Raw genomic sequence first — 20,751 nt, forward strand, 5'->3', positions numbered from 1 at the left:
TCAGTTCAGCCGTCTCCTAAAGCGAGCCCTAGAGTGTGTGGACAAGCTTTCCCGAGACGTATGTCGCGACGGCCCGCCCGCTGAAGCGCGCATCTTCGAACGGCGTGTTCTTCGAGCGGGAGAGAAGCATGTCTTTGGCGACAAGCCAAGGCTCATCGAGGTCGATCAGCGTGATATCGGCCGCAGCCCCCGGCTTCAGCGTGCCGGCATCGAGGCCGAAAATCTCAGCCGGCCGGGTGGACATGGCGTCGATCAGCCGCATCAGGCTCACCTGGCCGCCGTGATGAAGCCTGAGGGCTGCGGCCAGCATGGTTTCGAGGCCGATCGCGCCATCCTCAGCCTCGCCGAAGGGCAGGCGTTTCGTATCGACGTCCTGCGGATCGTGCGAGGACACGATGATGTCGATCGCGCCGCTTGCCAGCGCCTCGACCATGGCCACCCGGTCGTCTTCCGGGCGCAGCGGTGGATAGAGCTTGAAGAAGGTGCGGTATTCGCCGATGTCGTTTTCGTTGAGCGCCAGATTGTTGATCGAGATACCTGCGGTGACCTTGGCGCCGCGGCTGCGGGCGCGTTCGATCGCCTCGACCGATTGCGGCACCGAGATCATCGCGGCGTGATAATGTCCGCGTGTCAGCTCTGCGATCCTGAGATCGCGCTCGAGCGGGATGAGTTCCGCTTCCCTTGGAATGCCGGAGAGCCCGAGCCAGCTGGCGAAAAGCCCCTCATGCATGACGCCGTTGGCGCCGAGATATTTGTCGCGGGCTTCGCAGGAGATGACGGCGCCGAATTCCCGCGCATAGGTCATTATCCGGCGCAGCACCTGCGTGTCGTGGACGCTGGAATGGGCATCGGTGAAGGCGACGGCGCCCGCCTGCATCAGCAGGCCGATCTCCGTCATCTCCTCGCCGGCAAGGCCCTTGGTGATGGCGGCTGCGGGGTAGACGTTGACGGCGGCCGTATCGCGCGCCGTCTTCTTGACGAATTCGACCAGCGCGATGTCGTCGATAACGGGGTCGGTGTCCGGCATCATGATGATCGAGGTGATGCCGCCGGCCGCCGCTGCCCGGCTCGCCGAGGCGATCGTCTCGCGATGTTCGCCGCCGGGTTCGCCGATATGAACGCGGGCATCGACGAGGCCCGGAGTGGCGACCAGGCCCGTGCAGTCGCGAATGATCGCGCCTTTGGGCGCGCCCTGGTTCTGCGCCGCCTGCCCGGCGGCAACGATGACCCCGTTTTCGGCGATGATCGTGCCGACTTCGTCGAGCTTGCGCGACGGGTCGACGATGCGAACGTTCTTGAGGACGATCGGGTTGCTCATGCCTTCATTCCATCGCTTCGGGGACCCTGGTTCTGCGAGACGAGCAGTGTCTCCATGACGGCCATGCGCACCGCGACTCCCATTTCCACCTGTTCGGCAATGACGCTCTGCGGACCGTCGGCCACCTCGGAGGCGATCTCGACCCCGCGGTTCATCGGGCCCGGATGCATGACCAGCGCATCCTCCTTCGCTGCCTTCAGCGTTTCGGCATCGAGGCCGTAGAAGTGGTAGTATTCGCGCACCGAAGGGACGAAGGCGCCGGACATGCGCTCGCGCTGCAGCCGCAGCATCATCACCACGTCTGCATCCTTCAGCCCTTCCTGCATCGAATGGAAGACTTCGACGCCCATCTCGGCGATGCCGGCGGGCAGGAGGGTGGCAGGTGCGACGACACGCACGCGCGCGCCCATCGCATTGAGCAGCAGGATATTGGAGCGCGCCACCCGCGAATGCAGCACGTCGCCGCAGATCGCCACGATGATGCGCGAGAGCTTGCCCTTGGCGCGGCGGATGGTCAGCGCGTCGAGCAGCGCCTGGGTCGGATGTTCATGCTGGCCGTCACCGGCATTGACGACCGAGCAGGAAACCTTCTGGGCAAGCAGGGCGGCGGCGCCGGCACTCGAATGGCGGATGACCAGCACATCGGGCCGCATCGCATTCAGTGTCATCGCCGTATCGATCAGCGTTTCGCCTTTTTTCACCGAGGAATTGCCGACCGACATGTTCATGACGTCGGCGCCCAGCCGCTTGCCGGCAAGCTCGAAGGAGGCCTGCGTGCGGGTCGATGCCTCGAAGAACAGGTTGATCTGCGTCAGCCCGCGCAGCGTCGACGTCTTCTTCTCTCGCTGGCGGCTGATCTTGACGGCCTCGTCGGCCTTGTCGAGCAGATAGGTGATATCCTGCTCGGTGAGGCCCTTGATGCCGATGAGGTGGCGGTGGGGGAAAAAGACCATGACCCTGCCTCTTGCTGTCTCTGGCGGGTCTATAAAGAGTGCTGCCCGCCGGGGCAAGCATGCGCTGTGGGCAAAGGCTTATGTCCCCATGCATTTTCGCCGAAATTCCGATAGAGCAGAATGAACCGAATCATAACTTCCGGTTTCCCTTTGCCGGGTTCTTACACTAGAAGCGAATTATGACCTCCGCCAACCGGACTGACGAAAAACTCGCAGAACTCAACCAGCCGAGCCTGTGGTCCGGCATCAATGCCTATCGGTCCGATCCGCTGATCGTCGATCTGACGGCGGCCCTGCCGCGCGGCATCCGCGAAGACCTGGAAAATATGGGCCGCTACGTCACGTCGCCGGAGGCGCAGGAGCTGGCGCGCATGGCAAACCAGGGCGCACCGCAGCTGCGCACTCATGGTCCGCGCGGCGAGCGCCTCGACGTCGTCGAATTCCATCCCGCCTGGCACGCGCTGATGCGCCGCTCCATGTCGGTCGGCCTGCATTCTTCCGTCTGGGATCCGCAGGCCGATACCGACGCCAAGGATGAGGCCCACAAGGTTCGCGCCGCCCGCTTCTATATGACGTCACAGCTGGAGTCCGGCCATCTCTGCCCACTGACGATGACCAGCGCCTCCGTTGCCGCGCTCTCGGCCTCGCCCGCGATACAGAAGGATTGGGCGCCAAAAATCCTTTCGCGCAAATATGATTCGTCGAACAAACCCGCCATGCAGAAATCCGCCGTCACCATCGGCATGGGCATGACGGAAAAGCAGGGCGGCACGGATGTGCGCGCCAACCGCAGCGCTGCCGAAAAGGTCAGCGAAGGCATTTACCGGCTGTCCGGCCACAAATGGTTCATGTCCGCTCCGATGAGCGATGCCTTCATCATGCTGGCGCAGACCAAGGAGGGCATGGGCTGCTTCCTCGTGCCGCGTCTGCTGGAGGATGGTTCCGCCAACGGCCTGCAGTTCCAGCGGCTGAAGGACAAGGTCGGCAACCGCTCCAATGCCTCTGCCGAAGTGGAGTTCACCGATACTTTCGGTTTCCTGCTCGGCGGTCCCGATGCCGGCATCCGCACCATTCTCGACATGGTGACGCTGACGCGGCTCGACTGCGCCCTGGCCTCGTCAGGCATGATGCGGGCGTCGCTCGCCGAGGCCGTGCATCACACCCGCGGCCGCAGCGTTTTCGGCAAGATGCTGGTCAACCAGCCGATCATGACGCGCGTGCTGGCCGACATGGCACTTGATGTCGCTGCCGCCACCGCGCTCTCCTTCCGTCTTGCCGACGCCTTCGACAAGGCGCGCGGCAATGCCGAGCAGGCGGCCTATGCCCGCGTCATGACGCCGGTCGCCAAATACTGGTGCTGCAAGATCGCGCCGGCCTTGATCTACGAGGCGATGGAATGCATCGGCGGCAACGGTTACATCGAGGAACGCCCGATCGCCCGCCATTACCGCGAGGCTCCGGTCAACGCTATCTGGGAAGGCTCCGGCAACGTCATGGCGCTCGACGTGCTGCGGGTGCTCAACCGCGGCAAGGATCTGTTCGAAACGGTTTTCGCTGGCCTTGCCCGCGATCTCGGCCCCGCCGGCAAGAAGACGATAGACGTTCTGCGCGCCGCAATCGCGCTCTGCGAACAGGATGAGGGCGCCGCGCGCCTGCTCGTCGAGCAGCTGGCGCTTGCGGCCGGTGCCGCCGAACTCTATCGGCTAGGCGCTGGGCGCATTGCCGACGCCTTCATCGAGACGCGCCTTGCCGGCGGCTGGCGCTCCACCTACGGCATGCTCGATTCCCGCTTCGACGCCAGCTACATCGTCGACCTGCTTTATCCGCCGGCGGCCTGACCGCGGGCGGCCGATGATCGCGCTTCGCCGGTATCGAGCCGAGTCATAAGCGCGTTGCGCGGATTGCTGCCCCTCACCCTAACCCTCTCCCCGAAAAAACGGGGCGAGGGGACGTGCCCTGCGAGAGCGAGGAGGGAACAGAGAGGTCACGGCATATCCCCTTCGCCCCGTTTACGGGGGTCCGAAGGACGGGTCGAGACCCGTGGCTCGACCCCGGGCGGTGCCGGCAGGCGGATGAAGGGGCTGCTGTCGGCGATCTCTGGATCAGACTGGCCGCACCTATCCCGCGCAGATGCACGATCCAAGACCGGCTGCGGACGACGATCACCGTTTGTCGTCCGGCTGGTCGCAACGTATCTCGTCCAGGTCGCCTTCCCAGTCTGCCCCTGCGAGATCTGCGATCGCATTTTTCCGGCGGTGCCTCTCGATGAGTATTCGCAGAGCCTGTTCGACGGCGGCCTCTTTTGTCGCCGATCCCGTGACGATCATTGCTGCGTCGATCAAGTCATCATCGATATCGATCGTTGTCCGCATGACCACCTCGAGTGTACCGATATCGTGAAGGTACACGCCCAGCCCTCGGGATTCAACTTCGCTAAAGAAGCATCGCCACAAACAAAAATCCGGCCGCGTCGCCGCGGCCGGATTGATCATTTACGTCCGAAAATCAGCGTTCAGAAGAAGCCACGGCGCTGCCACCAGCCGGCTTTCTTCGGCTTGCCGTCTTCGCCTTCGGCGTTTTCGCCGCGGGTGGATTTCACCGTCGGCTCGGAGGAGGTGATGTTGGATTCGCGGTTGGCGCGAACCGGCTTTGCCTCTTCCGGAGCCTCTTCCTGAACGGGTGTTCCGAGATCGGCGGCGGCTTCCACCAGTTCCGGTTCGGCCACGGCCGCTGGAGCTGTCTCTACCACTGGCTCCTCGACCGGCGCTGCTGCGGCTTTGCGACGGCCGCGGCCACGGGCCGGCTTCACATCCTCGGCGACAACAGCCGCACCCTCGACAACAGCGGCCGCAGCCTGGCTTTCGCCTGCCTGCTCGGCAACCGCTTCGACAGTTTCGGCTTCTTGAGGAGCGCCGTCGTTCGAAACGTCGTCGCCTTCGCTCTCTTCGCCGCCCTCGTCACTGCCATTGTCTTCACCGGCTTCACCGGCGGTCAGTTCGGAACCATCCTCGGCGCGGTTGCGGCGGCCGCCACGCTTGCCGCGACGGCGGCGCTTGCGGCGCTGCGATTCCTCGCTTTCAGCCAGTGTCTCGGGCGTGCCTTCAGCGGTTGCATCAGCTTCGCCGCCCTCGTCGTCGCCGTCTTCATCCTCATCGCCGGCTTCGCCTGCTGTCGATGCCGGCTGATCCGCATTGCCGTTGCGGCCGCGCCGACGCCGGCGGCGCTTGCGCTTGCGGTTTCCATCACCTTCGCCTTCCGAGCGTGCCGCGACGGGACGTTCGGCGGCGGCCGGCTTTTCTTCGAGTTCCTCGTCTTCGTCCTCATCCATTTCAATGACGATGTCGTCGTCGTCATCCTCAGGAATGGCTGCGAAGTTGAAGAGCGTCTCGATCTTGACCGGGTTCTCCACGGCCTCGCCGCGATCGATGGCGAAATGCTGCGCGCCGACCGAACCGTCGGCATCGATGACGATAGCGACGCCGAAACGGTTTTCGTAATCGATGATCGTCTGGCGCTTGTGGTTGAGCAGGTAGAGCGCAATGTCAGGCGTGGTGCGGACGCTGATGTTGTGCGTGGTATTCTTGAGCAGATATTCCTCGATGCCGCGCAGGACATGCAGCGCGACGGAGGACTGCGAACGCACATGGCCGCTGCCGCCGCAATGCGAGCAGACCTGGGTGGTCGATTCGAGAACCGAGGCGCGGATGCGCTGGCGCGACATTTCGAGCAGGCCGAAATGCGAGATCCGGCCGACCTGGATACGGGCGCGGTCGTTCTTCAGGCATTCCTTCAGCTTCTTCTCGACAGCACGGTTGTTGCGCTTCTCTTCCATGTCGATGAAGTCGATGACGATCAGGCCGGCAAGGTCGCGCAGGCGTAGCTGGCGGGCGACTTCGTCGGCAGCCTCGAGGTTGGTCTGCAGCGCAGTGTCCTCGATCGAGTGTTCGCGCGTCGAGCGGCCGGAGTTGACGTCGATCGACACCAGCGCTTCCGTCTGGTTCATGATCAGGTAGCCGCCGGACTTCAGCGTTACCTGCGGCTGCAACATGCGGTCGAGCTGGGCCTCGATGCCCGAACGCGAGAAGATCGGGTGGATGTCGCGATAGGGCTGAACCACCTTGGCATGGCTCGGCATCAGCATCTTCATGAAGTCTTTCGCTTCACGATAGCCTTCTTCGCCGGAGACGATGATCTCGCCGATATCCTTGTTGTAGAGGTCGCGGATCGAGCGCTTGATCAGCGAGCCTTCCTCATAGACGAGGCAGGGAGCGGTGGACGCCAGCGTCAGCGTGCGCACGTTTTCCCAAAGGCGCATCAGATATTCGAAATCGCGCTTGACCTCGACCTTGGTGCGGTTGGCGCCGGCGGTGCGAAGGATGACGCCCATGCCCTGCGGCACCTCGAGCATGCGCGCGATCTCTTTCAGGCGCTTGCGGTCGGCAGGGTTGGTGATCTTGCGGGAAATGCCGCCGCCGCGTGCCGTGTTCGGCATCAGCACGGAATAGCGGCCGGCAAGCGACAGATAGGTAGTAAGAGCTGCGCCCTTGTTGCCGCGCTCTTCCTTGGCGACCTGCACGAGCAGGATCTGGCGGCGCTTGATGACTTCCTGGATGCGGTACTGCTTGCGCGGCTTGCGCTGCACGCGGTCCGGCACTTCTTCCATCGCGTCTTCGGCGCCGACGGATTCGATGACTTCCTCTTCGCCGTGATCGTCATCGTCGTCGTCATCATCGTGGCGACGCTTGCTGGTATCGACGTCCTCGGAGATCTCGTCGGTTTCTACCATCGCGGCCATCGGGCCGCCGGTCGAGCCGTCATCCTCGTTATCGACGTTCGCAGCGCCTTCGGCCTCGACGTCAGTCGGAACAGCGTCCTCGGTCGCAGTCGTTTCTGCAGCTGGCTCGGCAACCTTCTTGCGGCTGCGGCGCGGTCTTGCCTTCTTGGCCGGAGCTTCCTCGGTGGACTCGGCCGCTGCCGCGGCCTCCACCGCTGCCGGCTCTTCCGTGACGGCAGCCGTTTCCGGCGCCTCGGCCGGCACAATGCCGACATCCGGCTGATCCTGCTTGGACAGATCGACCATCGGCGCGGTTTCGACGTGCTCGACGTCTTCGTCGCGGCGATGCTCCTCGGCTTCGGCACGAAGCAGCGCCTGACGGTCGGCAAGCGGTATCTGATAATAATCGGGATGGATTTCGGCGAAGGCCAGGAAGCCGTGCCGGTTGCCGCCGTAATCGACGAAGGCGGCTTGCAGCGAGGGCTCGACCCTCGTTACCTTTGCAAGATAGATGTTGCCGCGGATCTGCTTCTTGTGCTGCGACTCGAAGTCAAATTCTTCTATGCGGTTCCCGCGAACGACAACGACGCGCGTCTCTTCCTCGTGAGACGCATCGATAAGCATTTTGTCTGCCATGTAAGCTGAGCTCCTCGGCGTGGCCGCGAGAGCGCATTCCCGACTGCTGTTGAAACAGAAAGAATGCGGTCCGTCGTGGCCGCGCCGGATAATGAAAGTCGCGCCTGATGCGAGGGGGAGGGCAGCAGCCAGACCGCAACCGGAACCATTTTGGTCCGGGGCCTGTACACTTCAGATAAAACCTGCTGCGAAACCATCAACAACCAAGCGTGATCGACAAATACGAAGACCCGTTCGGGTCCGATGAGTTTGCTCCCTGAGAGCGTGGTGGCTGATCCACCAATGAATTCCGACAATGAGCCGGAAAATCAGGATCCAGTTCTAAGGATGAAGCGCATGAGACGGCGGACGATGACCGGTGTGGCGCCAGGTCCTGATCTGGCTGGCAGCCTTTGCGGCGACTCTATCCCGTCAACACTTTACCCTAAAATTCGTTGTATGTTTTCCGTGTCACAATAGCAAGGGAAAAGCCAAATGTGCCATAATATTGATGGATTTCGTAACGCATAGAAGCTGGGGATAAAGCGATTGCGATTCGGCAGGCCGCAAAGGGTGTTTCGTCCAGGCGACGTTCGACGCGGCTCGGTCGACTCCATCGCGGTACAGATAGGGTGTGGCGGTTTATTGTTTAAGAGGGCTCGGATCGCGGCGAACTCCGCAGTGCGGCGATCGACATTCGCAAAGCGGATTCTGACGGCGCTTCTGGCCGTCAGTCTGCTGCCGGCCGTTGCCGGTTCCGTCGAGGCCAGGGATCCGCTGCTTGCCTATGGCGCGCGCATCGTCGGCGATGATGCAAGGAGCCGCATCGTCATCGACTTCGATCGCGAACCGCGCTTCTCCGTCCACTATATCGCCAATCCGGAACGCATCGTCATCGACCTGCCGGCGACCGCCTTCGGTTTTCCGGCCAAGGATCTCGCCGCCCGCGGCCTGTTCAAGGATATCCGCTACGGCAAGATGGACGAGGAAAGCGCCCGTATCGTCCTGACGACCGCAGGGCCGGTCAAGCTGGCGCTCGCCAAGGTGCAGGCCGACGAGGCCGGCAAGGGGCATCGTCTCGTGCTCGACGCCGAGATGATCGATAAGCAGGCCTTCGCCGAACTGGTCAAGACGCAGTCCTGGAGCGACCAGAGTGAGGCGGCCCAAACGACGAGCGCCATTCCGGCCCCTGAGAAAACCGCTCCCGGCGATTTCGTCATCGCCGTCGACGCCGGCCATGGCGGTATCGATACCGGCGCGATCGGCGTCGACACCAAGACCGAGGAAAAGCAGGTCACGCTTGCCTTCGCCAAGGCCCTGACCGAGCGGCTGAACAAGGAGCCGGGCATCAAGGCTTTCCTGACGCGCGAAGACGACGAGTTCCTGTCGCTGTCGCAGCGTGTGCTGATCGCCCGCCAGAACCATGCCGGGCTGTTCATTTCGCTGCATGCCGACACGCTGAAGCAGAAGGATATCCGCGGCGCCACCGTCTACACGATCTCCGACAAGGCATCCGACAAGCTCGCCGCCGACCTGGCGGAACGTGAAAATCTTTCCGACCAGATTGCCGGCAAGGAGACGGTCGCCGAGCCGCCCGAGGTCGCCGATATCCTGCTCGATCTGACCCGGCGCGAGACCCAGGCCTTCTCGATCTCGCTGGCCGAGAGTGTGCTGAATTCGTTCAAGGACCAGGTCGGCACCATCAACAATCCGCACCGCCATGCCGGTTTCCGCGTGCTGCAGGCCCCTGACGTGCCGTCGATCCTTCTCGAGCTCGGGTTCCTCTCGAATGCCGAGGATGAGAAATTGCTGCTTGACGAGACCTGGCGCGGCAAGATCGTCGGTCTTTTGACCGACGCAGTGAAGCGCTACCGCGCCGCCGTCATCGCCAATGGCGGCTAAGGCCGGCGGCCCCATAAATCCATAGGGGTTTCGGGTCGGCGGGGTCCATGAAAACAAAGACTTAATCTGCGTTACATGACTCAAATTCTGAGCAGCATGTCTCGGATTGGCGGCGGGGGCGGGCGTTGCTTGGATGTGACAGTCCTGATGAAACGCGCCCGCAGCGGTGAATGCGGCGGGCCGAGCCCTATTTTCCTCACAATCGCGCCGTTACTCCGGCTTATGTTTCGTAAGCCTTGAGCGCGGAATCGGCTTGTGGCGGTAGCGCTCATGGAGTAAGCCGCGCAACGTGCAAATTGCCTTGATCGGTGCAATCGCTGCGTTCTGAGCCGATTGAAGATCGAAGAGACCGGTAGCTGAAAATATGGTTAGACTTTTTGGATATTTCTTCGGAATGGCCTGCGTCCTGTTTCTGGTCGCGGCGGCGGGTGTTGCCATCTATCTCGCCAACGTCGCGAAGGATCTCCCGGACTATGCCGTTCTGAACAGCTATGCGCCGCCGGTGACCACCCGTGTCCATGCCGGCAACGGCGCTCTGATGGCCGAATACGCCAAGGAAAAGCGTCTCTTCCTGCCGATCCAGGCCATCCCCGACCGCGTCAAGGCGGCATTCCTGTCGGCTGAGGACAAAAATTTCTACAATCATCCGGGCGTCGATCTCACCGGTCTCGGCCGCGCCATCCTCGTCAACCTGCAGAATTTCGGTTCCGGCCGCCGCCCCGTCGGCGCGTCCACAATCACCCAGCAGGTCGCCAAGAACTTCCTTTTAAGCTCGGACCAGACGATCGACCGCAAGATCAAGGAAGCGATCCTGTCCTTCCGTATCGAGCAGGCCTACAGCAAGGACAAGATCCTTGAGCTCTACCTGAACGAGATTTTCTTCGGCCTGAATTCCTACGGCATCGCCGGTGCCGCGCTCACCTATTTCAACAAATCCGTCACCGAGCTGACCGTCGCCGAAGCCGCCTACCTGGCATCCTTGCCGAAAGGCCCGGCCAATTATCATCCTTTCCGCCATCCGGAGGCAGCGCTCGAGCGCCGCAACTGGGTGATCGACCGCATGGTCGAGAACGGATATGTCAGCCAGAGCGACGGCGAGGACGCCAAGAAGCAGCCGCTCGGCGTCACGGCCCGTACGACCGGCCCCTCGCTTTTTGCTTCGGACTATTTCGCCGAAGCCGTGCGTCGCCAGCTGATCGACCAATATGGTGAGAAGGTCCTCTATGAGGGCGGCCTTTCGGTGCGCACCTCGCTCGATCCGCAGATGCAGCTCGCTGCCCGCAAGGCGCTGCAGGACGGTCTGGTGTCCTATGACGAGCGCCGCGGTTTCCACGGCCCGATCAAGCAGATCGATGCAAGCGGCGACTGGGGCAAGGCGCTTGCTGATATTCCCGCGCTCTCCGACGTGCCGGAATGGCGGCTTGCCGTCGTGCTTGCCGTCTCCGACAGCAACGTCGACATCGGCCTGCAGCCGGCCAAGGATGGCAGCGGCAAGGTTTCAGCCGACCGTCAACGCGGCACGATCGAAGCCAAGAACATGCAATGGGCCTTCCGTTCGGCCGACGGCGCCCGCAAGTCGACGAAATCGCCTGTCGGCGCGGTCGCTCCCGGTGACGTTGTCTATGTCGCAAAGCTCGGCGACGATGCGTCGACCTCCTATCGCCTGCAGCAGCCGCCGAAGGTGCAGGGCGGCCTGGTCGCCATGGATCCGAAGACCGGCCGCGTGCTCGCCATGGTCGGCGGCTTCTCCTATTCGCAGTCCGAATTCAACCGCGCCACGCAGGCGATGCGCCAGCCGGGCTCCTCGTTCAAACCCTTCGTCTACGCTGCCGCGATGGACAATGGATATACACCGGCTTCCGTCATCATGGATGCGCCGATCGAGATCGTCTCGGGCGGCCAGGTCTGGAGGCCGGAAAATTACGGCGGCGAAGTCGGCGGCCCGTCGACGCTGCGCTCGGGCATCGAGCATTCGCGCAACCTGATGACGGTGCGCCTCGCCAACGATCTCGGCATGAACATCGTCGCCGAATATGCCGAGCGCTTCGGCGTCTATGATCACATGCTGCCGGTTCTCTCCATGTCGCTCGGCGCCGGCGACACCACGGTGCTGCGCATGGTCTCGGCCTATTCGGTCATCGCCAACGGTGGCAAGCAGATCAAGCCGACCTTGATCGACCGCATTCAGGACCGCTACGGCAAGACGATCTTCAAGCATGAGGAGCGCCTCTGCGAGGGCTGCAATGCCGGCGACTGGCAGAACCAGGAAGAGCCCAATGTCGTCGACAACCGCGAAACCGTTCTCGACCCGATGACCGCCTATCAGATCACCTCGATGATGCAGGGCGTCATCCAGCGCGGCACGGCCGCCGGCAAGATCGATCTCGGCGGCCGCGACGTGGCCGGCAAGACCGGCACCACCAACGACGAGAAGGACGCCTGGTTCGTCGGTTTCACCCCGGATCTGGTCGCCGGCCTTTATATGGGCTTCGATACGCCGGCCCCGCTCGGCCGCGGCGGCACCGGTGGCGGTCTCTCCGCCCCGATCTTCAACGAATTCATGCAGGCTGCCGTCAAGGATGCGCCAGAATCGAAATTCGTCATCCCGCCGGGCATGAACCTGATCTCGATCGACCGCAAGACCGGCATGGCCGCCGCCGATGGCGATCCGAACACCATCATCGAGGCCTTCAAGCCCGGCACCGGCCCGGCCGACAGCTTCTCCGTCATCGGCATGGACAGCACCATGGCGCCGGAAGAGATCCTGAAGACTTCGCCGCAGGCAAACCAGGCCGTCCAGACCGGCACGCCCGGCCTCTTCTGACCGCCGCCTGATTTTTGAACGCCCGCGCGGCCTTTACATCCGCGGCGGGCGTCTCTAGAGCAATTCCAGCAAAAGTGCGCAGCGGTTTTGCGTCCGGAATTGCGTCAACAAAGACGTCCACCAGCACTTGAAGACCGAGACAGAGAAGCAGGAAAATGCGAGCCGAAATCGAAAACGTGGTCGATGAAACCAAGCAGGCTATCACCCTGCTGAGGAGGCATCTTTGACTGGGACCAGGCGATAAGACGACTGGACTGGTTGAACAACAAGGCAGAGGATCCGAACCTCTGGAACGACGCTACCGAAGCGCAGAAGCTGATGCGCGAGCGCCAGCAGCTCGATGACGGCATCAGCGGTGTCAAGCAGCTGGAACAGCAGCTGAACGACAATATCGAGCTGATCGAACTCGGCGAGGAAGAAGGCGACGAAGGTGTCGTCAAGGAAGCCGAGGATACGCTGAAGGCCTTGAAGGCCGAAGCTGCGCGCCGCCAGGTGGAAGCGATGCTCTCCGGCGAGGCCGACGGCAACGACACCTATCTCGAAGTCCATTCCGGCGCCGGCGGCACCGAAAGCCAGGACTGGGCGAACATGCTGCTGCGCATGTATACCCGTTGGGCCGAACGCCAGCGTTTCAAGGTCGAGCTTCTCGAAGTCCATGATGGCGAAGAGGCGGGCATCAAATCCGCGACCCTGCTCGTCAAGGGGCACAATGCCTATGGCTGGCTGAAGACGGAATCGGGCGTGCACCGGCTGGTGCGCATCTCGCCTTACGACAGCAATGCGCGTCGCCATACCTCCTTCTCGTCGATCTGGGTCTATCCCGTCGTCGACGACTCGATCCAGATCGAGATCAACGAAGGTGATTGCCGCATCGACACCTATCGTTCATCGGGCGCCGGCGGCCAGCACGTCAACACCACCGACTCGGCCGTGCGCATCACCCATATTCCGACCGGCATCGTCGTGCAGTGCCAGCAGGAGCGTTCGCAGCACAAGAACCGGGCCAAGGCCTGGGACATGCTGCGCGCCCGCATGTACGAAGCCGAATTGAAGAAGCGCGAGGACGCCGCCAGCGCCGAAGCCGCCTCCAAGACGGATATCGGCTGGGGCCACCAGATCCGCTCCTACGTGCTGCAGCCCTACCAGCTGGTCAAGGACCTGCGCACCGGCGTCGCCAGCACCGCGCCGGACGATGTGCTCGACGGCGAACTCAACGAGTTCATGGAAGCGGCCCTTGCCCACCGCATCAGCGGCGCCGCCGACGCAGTCGTCGACGACGTGGACTGATAGACAAAAGCAGCATTGAGACGAGAAAGCCCCGGAGACGGGGCTTTTTTATGCTCAGGCGATCGCTTCGACGGCGCTGTCCTGGAACAGTGCTGCCGACAGACCGGCAATCTCGTCATGAATGGCTGCGCGCTCGATGCCCGGGGGATCGGTAAAGAGCTCCGCCGCAAAAGCCAGGCCGAGTGCGGTGCCCTCCGGCACGAAGACGTAATGCCCAAGCCCGCCGCCGAAGATTTTAAGATTGCTGTGCGGCAGCCGCGCATGCAGCCATGCCGAACATTCCTCGGCCGGTGCTGCCCTGTCGGCATCGCCAACGAGAATCAGGGTGGACGCGTTGACGGCTTGCAAGCTTTCCTCGCTGAAACCGAGAACGGACCGGCCCGGCGCGCACAGGAGTGCGGCCTTGATTCTGTCGTCCCGGTAGGATTTCGACATTCGCGACCATGAATCGCGAAACACATCGCTGGTGCGAAGCAAGGTCGGGATATGATCGGCAAGATCGGGAAATTCCCTTGGTCCGCGCGCGCCACCCGGCTTCATCCTTGATGGTTCGAATTGCGAGAACCGGGCGACAGCGCCAAGAAGCAGCATCACGCTATAGGCGCCGGCCGAAAATCCGGCCGCGAACACGCGGGTCGTATCGATATGACAGGAAAGATCGGCGAGCCAGTCATCGCTGTGGTCGAGCATGAAGCTCAGATCCGGCGCCCGCTCCCAAAGGCAGGCGAAGCCTTCGGCGCGATAGGGCTCGTTGCCGGTATTGCCGTGATGGTTGACGCCGAGCGCTGCAAATCCGCGATCGGCGAGCCGTCGGGCCAGCCACTCCAGTCCGGCCGCGGATCCGCCGGTTCCATGCGACAACAGGACGAGGGGATAGGGCCGGACATCCGGCCGCATAGGTGCGTCGCGGGCGACGACCGCCTTCTTGAACCAGCTTCTTTCCGTTGTATCGCATTCACGCGCCTCATCGGCAGCGGGATACCACAGCGACCAGCTGATGGGTCTGGGACCGTTTGCGTCCCAGTTCGACCTGTTCTTGTCGTAAAGGACGCCATCGCGGAAGCCGAGTTTCATCTCTTCTCCTCCCTCCCGAACGCTTCCTTGCGGTTCAATTCGTCGCTTTCTGGACGGTAATGTCGCCAAATTCGTCGATCAGCACGGTCCAACCATCCGGCTCGGCATTGGGATCGGTCTTCAGATAGATCGTCGCGAACAGCCCCGGTTCCTTGATGATGCCGTTCGAATTTTCCGGGCGTATGTCGGTAATATAAGGTTTCAGGTCGCTGATCTCCTGCAGCTCGACGGTAGAAGCGATCGCCGGGCCGGTCTCGGTCTGGGCAATCTGCTGCAGATAGACCTTCGAGGTCCTGTCCGCCTGGCGGACGGCAAAGAGTTTGTAGTAGCCGTGGCGCTGCGTCGCCTTTCCCGCGGGGTCGACGACCTTCTCTGCGCCCGTCGGCGCCCGCTCGACATCAGGTGCGTTGCCGTCATCCTCCCAGTAGCCGGTGCTGGTCGCGAAAATCACCGAGGCCGGCAGGATGGCATCCTGCGCCGGCACGGCTGCGGCCGACCAGCCGATGAGAAAAACGGTGGTCATCAAAATCCGTCGCATTGCCATCGTCTCAATCCTTGAACTGCTCGGCGAGGATACGGTCGGACCAGGAGCGGTCGGGATCGGAAAGGATGCGTGCCGTCATATGCTCCGACTGGGCAATGCGGACATGCAGCACCGATTTGACCTCGGTATTGTCGGCCACCGCGTTCACCGGCCGCTTCACCGGTTCAAGAACGTCGATATCGACGGTCACCTTGTTCGGCAGCAATGCGCCCCGCCAGCGCCGTGGTCGGAAAGCGCTGACCGGCGTCATGGCGAGCAGTGGCGCCTCGAGCGGCAGGATCGGGCCATGGGCGGAAAGATTGTAGGCCGTCGACCCGGCAGGCGTCGCCACCATCAGCCCGTCGCAGATCAGCTCCTCCAGGCGCACGCGCCCGTCGACCGTCACTTTCAGGTTCGCAGCCTGATAGGACTGGCGGAAAAGATAGACCTCGTTGATGGCGAGCGCCGTCGAATTGGTGCCGTCGGCATTGGCCGTCGTCATCTGCAATGGCCGGAAGACGTTTTCAACGGCGAGGCAGATGCGCTCCTGAAGCTGTTCGCTGCGATAGTCGTTCATCAGAAAGCCGACCGAGCCGCGGTTCATGCCGTAGACCAGCTTGCCGGAGTTCATGGTGTTGTGCAGCGTCTGCAGCATGAAACCATCGCCGCCGAGCGCAACGATGACATCGGCATCGTCGGCCGGCACATCGCCATAGATGCGAATCAACTCCTCGCGCGCGGCGAGCGCCTCCGTCGTCGGTGAGGCGATAAAGGAAAGAGTCTGAAATGAACGGCCCATGCAATGCCCTTTGTGAAGCTGCTCTAGCTAACGGATAAAGGGCTGGTGCGACAAGGACGTTTTCTCTAGCCACGTGTTTTGAGCGGCAGCTGACCTGTCCGCACAGACGCGAATTTTCCTTTACAGAATCATAGAATCTGCTAGTTGGGCACCTGTTGCCCTTGTAGCTCAGTTGGTAGAGCACCTGATTTGTAATCAGGGGGTCCCGGGTTCGAACCCTGGCGGGGGCACCAGCCTACGCTCTGTGAGCTTCGGCTCGGCGAGCCGAAGAGAGCAGCTAAGCGGGGGCTGTCGCGCCGTAGTTCTGTCAGGAACGAAGGCGGACTGGTTCAAGAATGCTCCCGTTAGCTGCGCCATCTTTCCCTACGATACCGTCTGCTAACCCATAGTCTGGGTTCGACTCTGTTGCGCTCAATCGCAGCAGCAGACCTTTTCCGCCATCATGTATCGTTTGATGAACCTTGTCTGAAGGGCTGCTTCAGCGCCAATTCAGCCGTGCGCTCCTATCTTCGCCTCATCATCAATGAGGAAACTGCCATGAGGCTCGCACATCTCTTTATCGCCGCAACCATGTCCGTCGGTGCGGCTTTTTCGTCCGTCGCCCCGGCGGCGGCCATGCCCGTCGACCGGCCGGCGGTGTCGGCGCAGGGCGATATCGTTCAAATCCGTGATGGCTGGCGACATGATCGCGACCGGGACTACCGTGACGACCGTGGCTGGCGTGACGACGGTGGCTGGCGCGACGAGCGCGATTGGCGCCGGTCCGACTGGCGCGACGATGACCGTCGTTGGCGCCGGTGGCGTGCCGAGCGTTGGCATGAACGCCGCGAGTGGCGCCATCGCGATCGCGATATGCCTTTCTGGCTCTACCGCAGCTGACGATAAACGGCCCGGATCGTCCGGGCCGTTTTCAATGCGCGACGGGTTCGTTGACGCTCGCCTCGATCCTGCTGCCATTGCCGGTCTGGCCGGCGCCGGAGGGCGATAGGATGGCGATGCTGAGCACGGAAACGATCATGAAGGCGACGACGGCAATCATTATGCGCATAGGCGTTCAATCCTCATTCGGTGGGGATTAACGCGCGATTGCCGTCGGCGTTCCTATCAGCCTATTGCACCGTTCCCGGCGTCGCGGGGCCGGGCGCCGTCGGCGACAGGGGATCGGGCTGGTGGATCGGATGCGAGGTGTCCACCCAGATGATGCTCAGAATGATTCCGACGAAGACCGCGATGAAGAGGATACCGAAAATCAGCGGTCGAATAGCCATGATGGGGATCGTTCCTTCTTGCTTCCGACCGGTCGTTGCGATCGGTCATCGCCCGATCATAGTGCTCCAGGAGGTCTTTCCAAGGCAAAATCGAATTTCTCCGGCATCGGCCGAACCTTGCGTGGCTATCGCCGGTACCCGTTTTCCATCTGTCGCACCGGGTTGAACTGTGTCAGGGATGCCTGAAACAGTTGGGGATGGCGTCATGAAACGGACGGTTACAGCATCGGTCATTGTCGCGGCATGCGTCTCCTTCGCCGGAGCCTCTGAAAACGCAGCAGCTTTCGACAAGCCGAAAAAAGTGGATGTCGTCGCGCTGCCGAAGGATGAGCTCAACCCCGATGCAAGGCCGATGATCACCTGCAGCCGCTATCCCGCCTTCATGGTCAAGGAGGTCGATCTCGGTGAGGTCGGCGCTGAAAAGCTGGCGCTGCTTGCCGCCGATGCGCGGTGTGAGCGCACAAGCGAGGGCGAGCGCGTCATCGCGGACGATACGGCCGGTTATGTCATGGGTGTCAGCGGCGGTTTCGTCTTCTTCCGGGCGGCGGACGGGTGGAACGGCGGGCTGCCCTTCGTCATCTACGATGCGGCGACCGGCGAGCGGCTGCTCGACGATTCCCTCGATGGCGATGATTTTGCCTCGATCAGGAGCGGCAAGGGCGAGCTGACCGTCGATTTCCGCCGCGTCTACACCGCATCCTGCTCGCTCTACCTGGAGGGCACTGCCTGTGCGAAGACGATCGCCGCCGCTACCGGTCTGTCGCAACTGCCGGATTGCGCCGCCGCCTACAAGGCGGAAGTCAAACGCAGTCCCGATCACGCCAGCGAAATCGAGAAATTGACGAGCGTCATCGTCTATCCCATCGAGCTTGCCTATGCGGCCGGCGATACGACGCGCCGGCCGATGGACGGCCCGACCACTTGCAGGACGCCCGACTGACCGAGGATCAGCGCCGTACGAGCGAAAGCGGCTTGCCGCCTTCCTGTTTCGATTTGTCGAAATTGCCGTCGGTGCGCATGTCGAATCCGAGCGACGAACCGTCACCGCCCATCAGCGTGAGGGCGAAACCCTCTATATGCCAGACCGCAAGCTTCAGCTTGGCGACATTGGCAGCACAGTCACCGGAAGGTGACAATGCCGCATTGCCGTCCGTCCCGACATTGCTGTCGAGCGTGACGCCGCAAAGCCTTTCTCCGTCCGGCCGCTGCATTGTCCACCTCCCGGCAAGGCTATTGAAGGTCGGCAGGTGATCGACGCCGTCGGGGGCCGCGGTCAACAGGAGCGGCTTGCCGTCTTCCGTCTTCAGGGGAGAGCCCTCGTTTTCGACGAAACGGGCGAGCACCTTGCGCATGGGATCGATCAGGATGAGGCCGCCATTGCCGTCGAGATTCCAGGCGGCGGCTGCCGCGAGTGCCGGCAACGGCTTGGCGCAGGCGTCCTGGCCGGAAACCGAATAGCCGCCGATCGCCATGTCGGTTTCGAGCGTCATCCGGCATCCCACGCTCCCGTCTTCGGGCACGACGAGATAGGTTCCTGCCTGCGCTTTGAGAATATCGGGATCGATATCCTGTCCATATGCCAGACAGCAGTGGAGGAGGGCGGCTGCGGAAGCCGCGAGCCGAAAGACCAAACGGATCATGACAGTCTCCTTTGTCTCGGCCCGTCTGCGGACCAGCCTATGCCTTCAGGTAAAGCCGCGCGGCATAAAGCGCGATTGCTGCCGCATTCGAGACGTTCAGCGATTTGATCGCGCCGGGCATATCGAGACGGGCAAGGGCGTTGACGGTTTCCCGTGTCTTCTGGCGAAGCCCCTTGCCCTCGGAGCCGAGCACCAGCGCGACTTTCTCGCCCGAAAACGTGCCCTCGAGCGCCGCCGGCCCTTCCGAGTCGAGGCCGATGGTGGAGAAGCCGAGCTTGTGCAGTTCACCGAGCGCATCGGCGAGATTGGTCACCTGTATATAAGGTATCAGTTCCAGCGCGCCGGAGGCGGACTTGGCGAGCACACCCGACTCGGTCGGGCTATGTCTCTGGGTGGTGATAACGGCGCCGGCATTGAAGGCGACGGCCGAACGCATGATCGCGCCGACATTGTGGGGATCGGTGACCTGGTCGAGGACGAGCAGGAGAGGGCTGTCCTTCAGTGCTTCGAGCCGGCGGACCGGCAGCGGCCGTGTTTCCAGCATGACGCCCTGATGGATCGCCTCGGGGCCGAGCACCTTGTCGATATCCTGCGGCGAAACCATCTCGAAGGGAATGCCGAGCGTTTCGACGTCGACTTCGAGCCGCGCCAGCGCGTTCTGCGTCGCAAAGAGCTTGATCTTCTTGCGCTCGGGATTGTCGAGGGCGGCGCGCACCGTATGCAGGCCGTACAGATGCACCTGGTCGGGCGCCAGCGCCGGCGGCTTCCAGTCCTCAGACCCGCGCCTGCGTTTCTGCGGCTGAGGGGTCGGAATCTCGCCGCGTTCGCGCTTGGCGTCGCGGTGCGCGCGCCGCAGCGTGGCGTAATGCGTATCCTTGGCCGATGGGTCTGTCGCGGCCTTGCCGCCGGGTTTTTTGTCTTTGCTCATGCGGCTTTATAGCCATGGCGCTCGCCGCCGCATAGGCTTTCTTTCATATGCCGGCTTTCGGCGGAGAATGAAATTTTTCGTGTTTTTTCCGTTGTCATCGTGTTGACAGACGGAAATGCTCCGGTCATATACGCGGCGCAGACGACGGGCGGCAACGCTTCGAAGTCTGACAAACTTGGTCTTCTAGATCCGGACGAAAAACTGGAGAGATGCCCGAGTGGTTAAAGGGGACGGACTGTAAATCCGTTGGCTCAGCCTACGTTGGTTCAAATCCAACTCTCTCCACCATTCGTCATCGGATCGGACCACCCCGCGGGTATAGCTCAATGGTAGAGCAGCAGCCTTCCAAGCTGAATACGCGGGTTCGATTCCCGCTACCCGCTCCAGTTCTCCGAAGCCCGTTCATGCGCCCGACACTGCCGCGATAATTCCGCCCGCAGATGTTTCGCAAGCGGCTCTCGACTGACAGACGAGAGCGCTCCAGCCCTCGGCGCCCCGTGCCTCATCTCCCGCAGTCCACGCGATTTTCTTCAAGGATTTCAGTGATTTTCCCCTGCATGCCGGCGAATCGCCTTGCAGCCGGCGAATTGTCCCCCATATGCGCTGTCACACCAAGAATGGCGTCTGCAATTAAGTCTTGCGCAATTTCGCCGAAAGCCTTAAACGGCGGCACTAAACCGGTTCGCCGGGGCCCACCATTTCGTTCACAGGAAGCATTCAAATGGCAAAGAGTAAGTTTGAGCGCAACAAGCCGCACGTCAACATCGGCACGATCGGCCACGTTGACCACGGCAAGACGTCTCTGACGGCAGCGATCACGAAGTACTTCGGTGAGTTCAAGGCGTA

Annotated in this window: 19 protein-coding genes and 3 tRNA genes; 10 read left to right on the forward strand and 12 right to left on the reverse strand. The window is 62.2% G+C overall.

Annotated elements, in window-relative coordinates:
• Positions 1-28 precede the first annotated feature (28 nt).
• Positions 29-1,318, reverse strand: a complete 1,290-nt coding sequence (locus RLEG4DRAFT_RS17415) for a dihydroorotase (protein WP_003578629.1) — start codon at positions 1,316-1,318, stop codon at positions 29-31.
• On the reverse strand, positions 1,315-2,271 hold the full coding sequence (locus RLEG4DRAFT_RS17420; protein ID WP_003578630.1) for an aspartate carbamoyltransferase catalytic subunit: 957 nt from the start codon (positions 2,269-2,271) through the stop codon (positions 1,315-1,317). The genes RLEG4DRAFT_RS17415 and RLEG4DRAFT_RS17420 overlap by 4 nt, the downstream gene beginning before the upstream one ends.
• Before the next feature lie 179 nt (positions 2,272-2,450).
• Between RLEG4DRAFT_RS17420 and RLEG4DRAFT_RS17425 the strand changes: the two genes are divergently transcribed.
• On the forward strand, positions 2,451-4,109 hold the full coding sequence (locus tag RLEG4DRAFT_RS17425) for an acyl-CoA dehydrogenase family protein (RefSeq protein WP_003578632.1): 1,659 nt from the start codon (positions 2,451-2,453) through the stop codon (positions 4,107-4,109).
• 324 nt (positions 4,110-4,433) lie between these two features.
• Here RLEG4DRAFT_RS17425 and RLEG4DRAFT_RS64440 read toward each other — a convergent pair whose 3' ends face one another.
• Complete coding sequence (locus tag RLEG4DRAFT_RS64440) at positions 4,434-4,763, reverse strand: type II toxin-antitoxin system VapB family antitoxin (protein ID WP_432416806.1); 330 nt, start codon at positions 4,761-4,763, stop codon at positions 4,434-4,436.
• Positions 4,764-4,783: 20 nt separating this feature from the next.
• Positions 4,784-7,681 (reverse strand): ribonuclease E/G, encoded by a 2,898-nt coding sequence (locus RLEG4DRAFT_RS17435; protein ID WP_003578636.1) that lies wholly within the window; start codon positions 7,679-7,681, stop codon positions 4,784-4,786.
• Positions 7,682-8,305: 624 nt separating this feature from the next.
• On the opposite strand from RLEG4DRAFT_RS17435, the gene RLEG4DRAFT_RS17440 reads away from it, so the two are divergent.
• From RLEG4DRAFT_RS17440 to prfB, 3 genes are all read left to right on the forward strand, one after another.
• Positions 8,306-9,562, forward strand: coding sequence for an N-acetylmuramoyl-L-alanine amidase (locus RLEG4DRAFT_RS17440; protein WP_003578637.1), 1,257 nt, complete (start codon positions 8,306-8,308; stop codon positions 9,560-9,562).
• Positions 9,563-9,926: 364 nt separating this feature from the next.
• The gene (locus tag RLEG4DRAFT_RS17445) at positions 9,927-12,386 is read left to right on the forward strand and encodes a penicillin-binding protein 1A (RefSeq protein WP_037093817.1); all 2,460 of its coding nucleotides are present in this window, start codon (positions 9,927-9,929) and stop codon (positions 12,384-12,386) included.
• A 155-nt stretch (positions 12,387-12,541) separates the two neighbouring features.
• A protein-coding gene (gene prfB / locus RLEG4DRAFT_RS17450; protein WP_003578642.1) for a peptide chain release factor 2 occupies positions 12,542-13,673 on the forward strand; the annotation gives its coding sequence in 2 pieces (ribosomal slippage) (positions 12,542-12,610 and positions 12,612-13,673; 1,131 coding nt in all).
• Positions 13,674-13,727: 54 nt separating this feature from the next.
• Here prfB and RLEG4DRAFT_RS17455 read toward each other — a convergent pair.
• From RLEG4DRAFT_RS17455 to RLEG4DRAFT_RS17465, 3 genes are read right to left on the reverse strand one after another with little or no spacing between them, the layout of a single operon-like run.
• Complete coding sequence (locus RLEG4DRAFT_RS17455; RefSeq protein WP_003578644.1) at positions 13,728-14,747, reverse strand: alpha/beta hydrolase family protein; 1,020 nt, start codon at positions 14,745-14,747, stop codon at positions 13,728-13,730.
• Between the two features lie 34 nt (positions 14,748-14,781).
• Entirely contained in the window at positions 14,782-15,291 is a 510-nt protein-coding gene (locus RLEG4DRAFT_RS17460) for a hypothetical protein (protein WP_003578646.1), read from the reverse strand.
• Between the two features lie 4 nt (positions 15,292-15,295).
• Positions 15,296-16,069: an NAD kinase gene (locus RLEG4DRAFT_RS17465; RefSeq protein ID WP_003573842.1), complete on the reverse strand. Its 774-nt coding sequence runs from the start codon at positions 16,067-16,069 to the stop codon at positions 15,296-15,298.
• 157 nt (positions 16,070-16,226) lie between these two features.
• Here RLEG4DRAFT_RS17465 and RLEG4DRAFT_RS17470 point away from each other — a divergent pair.
• Both RLEG4DRAFT_RS17470 and RLEG4DRAFT_RS17475 read left to right on the forward strand, forming a co-directional pair.
• Positions 16,227-16,302, forward strand: a tRNA-Thr gene (locus tag RLEG4DRAFT_RS17470).
• Positions 16,303-16,534: 232 nt separating this feature from the next.
• Positions 16,535-16,948 (forward strand): hypothetical protein, encoded by a 414-nt coding sequence (locus tag RLEG4DRAFT_RS17475; protein ID WP_171898269.1) that lies wholly within the window; start codon positions 16,535-16,537, stop codon positions 16,946-16,948.
• Between the two features lie 31 nt (positions 16,949-16,979).
• On the opposite strand, the gene RLEG4DRAFT_RS40885 is transcribed toward RLEG4DRAFT_RS17475, so the two are convergent.
• Together RLEG4DRAFT_RS40885 and RLEG4DRAFT_RS40890 are read right to left on the reverse strand one after the other, a co-directional pair.
• Positions 16,980-17,117 (reverse strand): hypothetical protein, encoded by a 138-nt coding sequence (locus tag RLEG4DRAFT_RS40885; protein ID WP_003578648.1) that lies wholly within the window; start codon positions 17,115-17,117, stop codon positions 16,980-16,982.
• Between the two features lie 61 nt (positions 17,118-17,178).
• Positions 17,179-17,337 carry a hypothetical protein gene (locus RLEG4DRAFT_RS40890; RefSeq protein ID WP_003578649.1) on the reverse strand — a complete coding sequence of 53 codons (159 nt, stop codon included), beginning with the start codon at positions 17,335-17,337 and terminating at the stop codon, positions 17,179-17,181.
• Positions 17,338-17,542: 205 nt separating this feature from the next.
• On the opposite strand from RLEG4DRAFT_RS40890, the gene RLEG4DRAFT_RS17480 reads away from it, so the two are divergent.
• Positions 17,543-18,277, forward strand: a complete 735-nt coding sequence (locus tag RLEG4DRAFT_RS17480; protein WP_003578650.1) for a hypothetical protein — start codon at positions 17,543-17,545, stop codon at positions 18,275-18,277.
• 7 nt (positions 18,278-18,284) lie between these two features.
• Here the strand turns inward: RLEG4DRAFT_RS17480 and RLEG4DRAFT_RS17485 are convergent, their stop codons facing one another.
• From RLEG4DRAFT_RS17485 to RLEG4DRAFT_RS40895, 3 genes are read right to left on the reverse strand one after another with little or no spacing between them, the layout of a single operon-like run.
• Entirely contained in the window at positions 18,285-18,977 is a 693-nt protein-coding gene (locus tag RLEG4DRAFT_RS17485) for an AprI/Inh family metalloprotease inhibitor (RefSeq protein WP_003578652.1), read from the reverse strand.
• A 37-nt stretch (positions 18,978-19,014) separates the two neighbouring features.
• Positions 19,015-19,905, reverse strand: coding sequence for a 23S rRNA (guanosine(2251)-2'-O)-methyltransferase RlmB (gene rlmB / locus RLEG4DRAFT_RS17490; RefSeq protein ID WP_003578654.1), 891 nt, complete (start codon positions 19,903-19,905; stop codon positions 19,015-19,017).
• Complete coding sequence (locus RLEG4DRAFT_RS40895) at positions 19,902-20,078, reverse strand: hypothetical protein (RefSeq protein WP_171898218.1); 177 nt, start codon at positions 20,076-20,078, stop codon at positions 19,902-19,904. The genes rlmB and RLEG4DRAFT_RS40895 overlap by 4 nt, the downstream gene beginning before the upstream one ends.
• Positions 20,079-20,108: 30 nt before the next feature.
• On the opposite strand from RLEG4DRAFT_RS40895, the gene RLEG4DRAFT_RS17495 reads away from it, so the two are divergent.
• The 3 genes from RLEG4DRAFT_RS17495 to RLEG4DRAFT_RS38925 all read left to right on the forward strand — a co-directional run.
• A tRNA-Tyr gene (locus RLEG4DRAFT_RS17495) sits at positions 20,109-20,193 on the forward strand.
• A 24-nt stretch (positions 20,194-20,217) separates the two neighbouring features.
• Positions 20,218-20,291 (forward strand) — tRNA-Gly (locus RLEG4DRAFT_RS17500).
• Positions 20,292-20,626: 335 nt separating this feature from the next.
• On the forward strand, positions 20,627-20,751 hold a 125-nt coding region (locus tag RLEG4DRAFT_RS38925; RefSeq protein ID WP_003578655.1), incomplete at its 3' end, for a GTP-binding protein.

The sequence above is a fragment of the Rhizobium leguminosarum bv. trifolii WSM2297 genome, assembly GCF_000271845.1.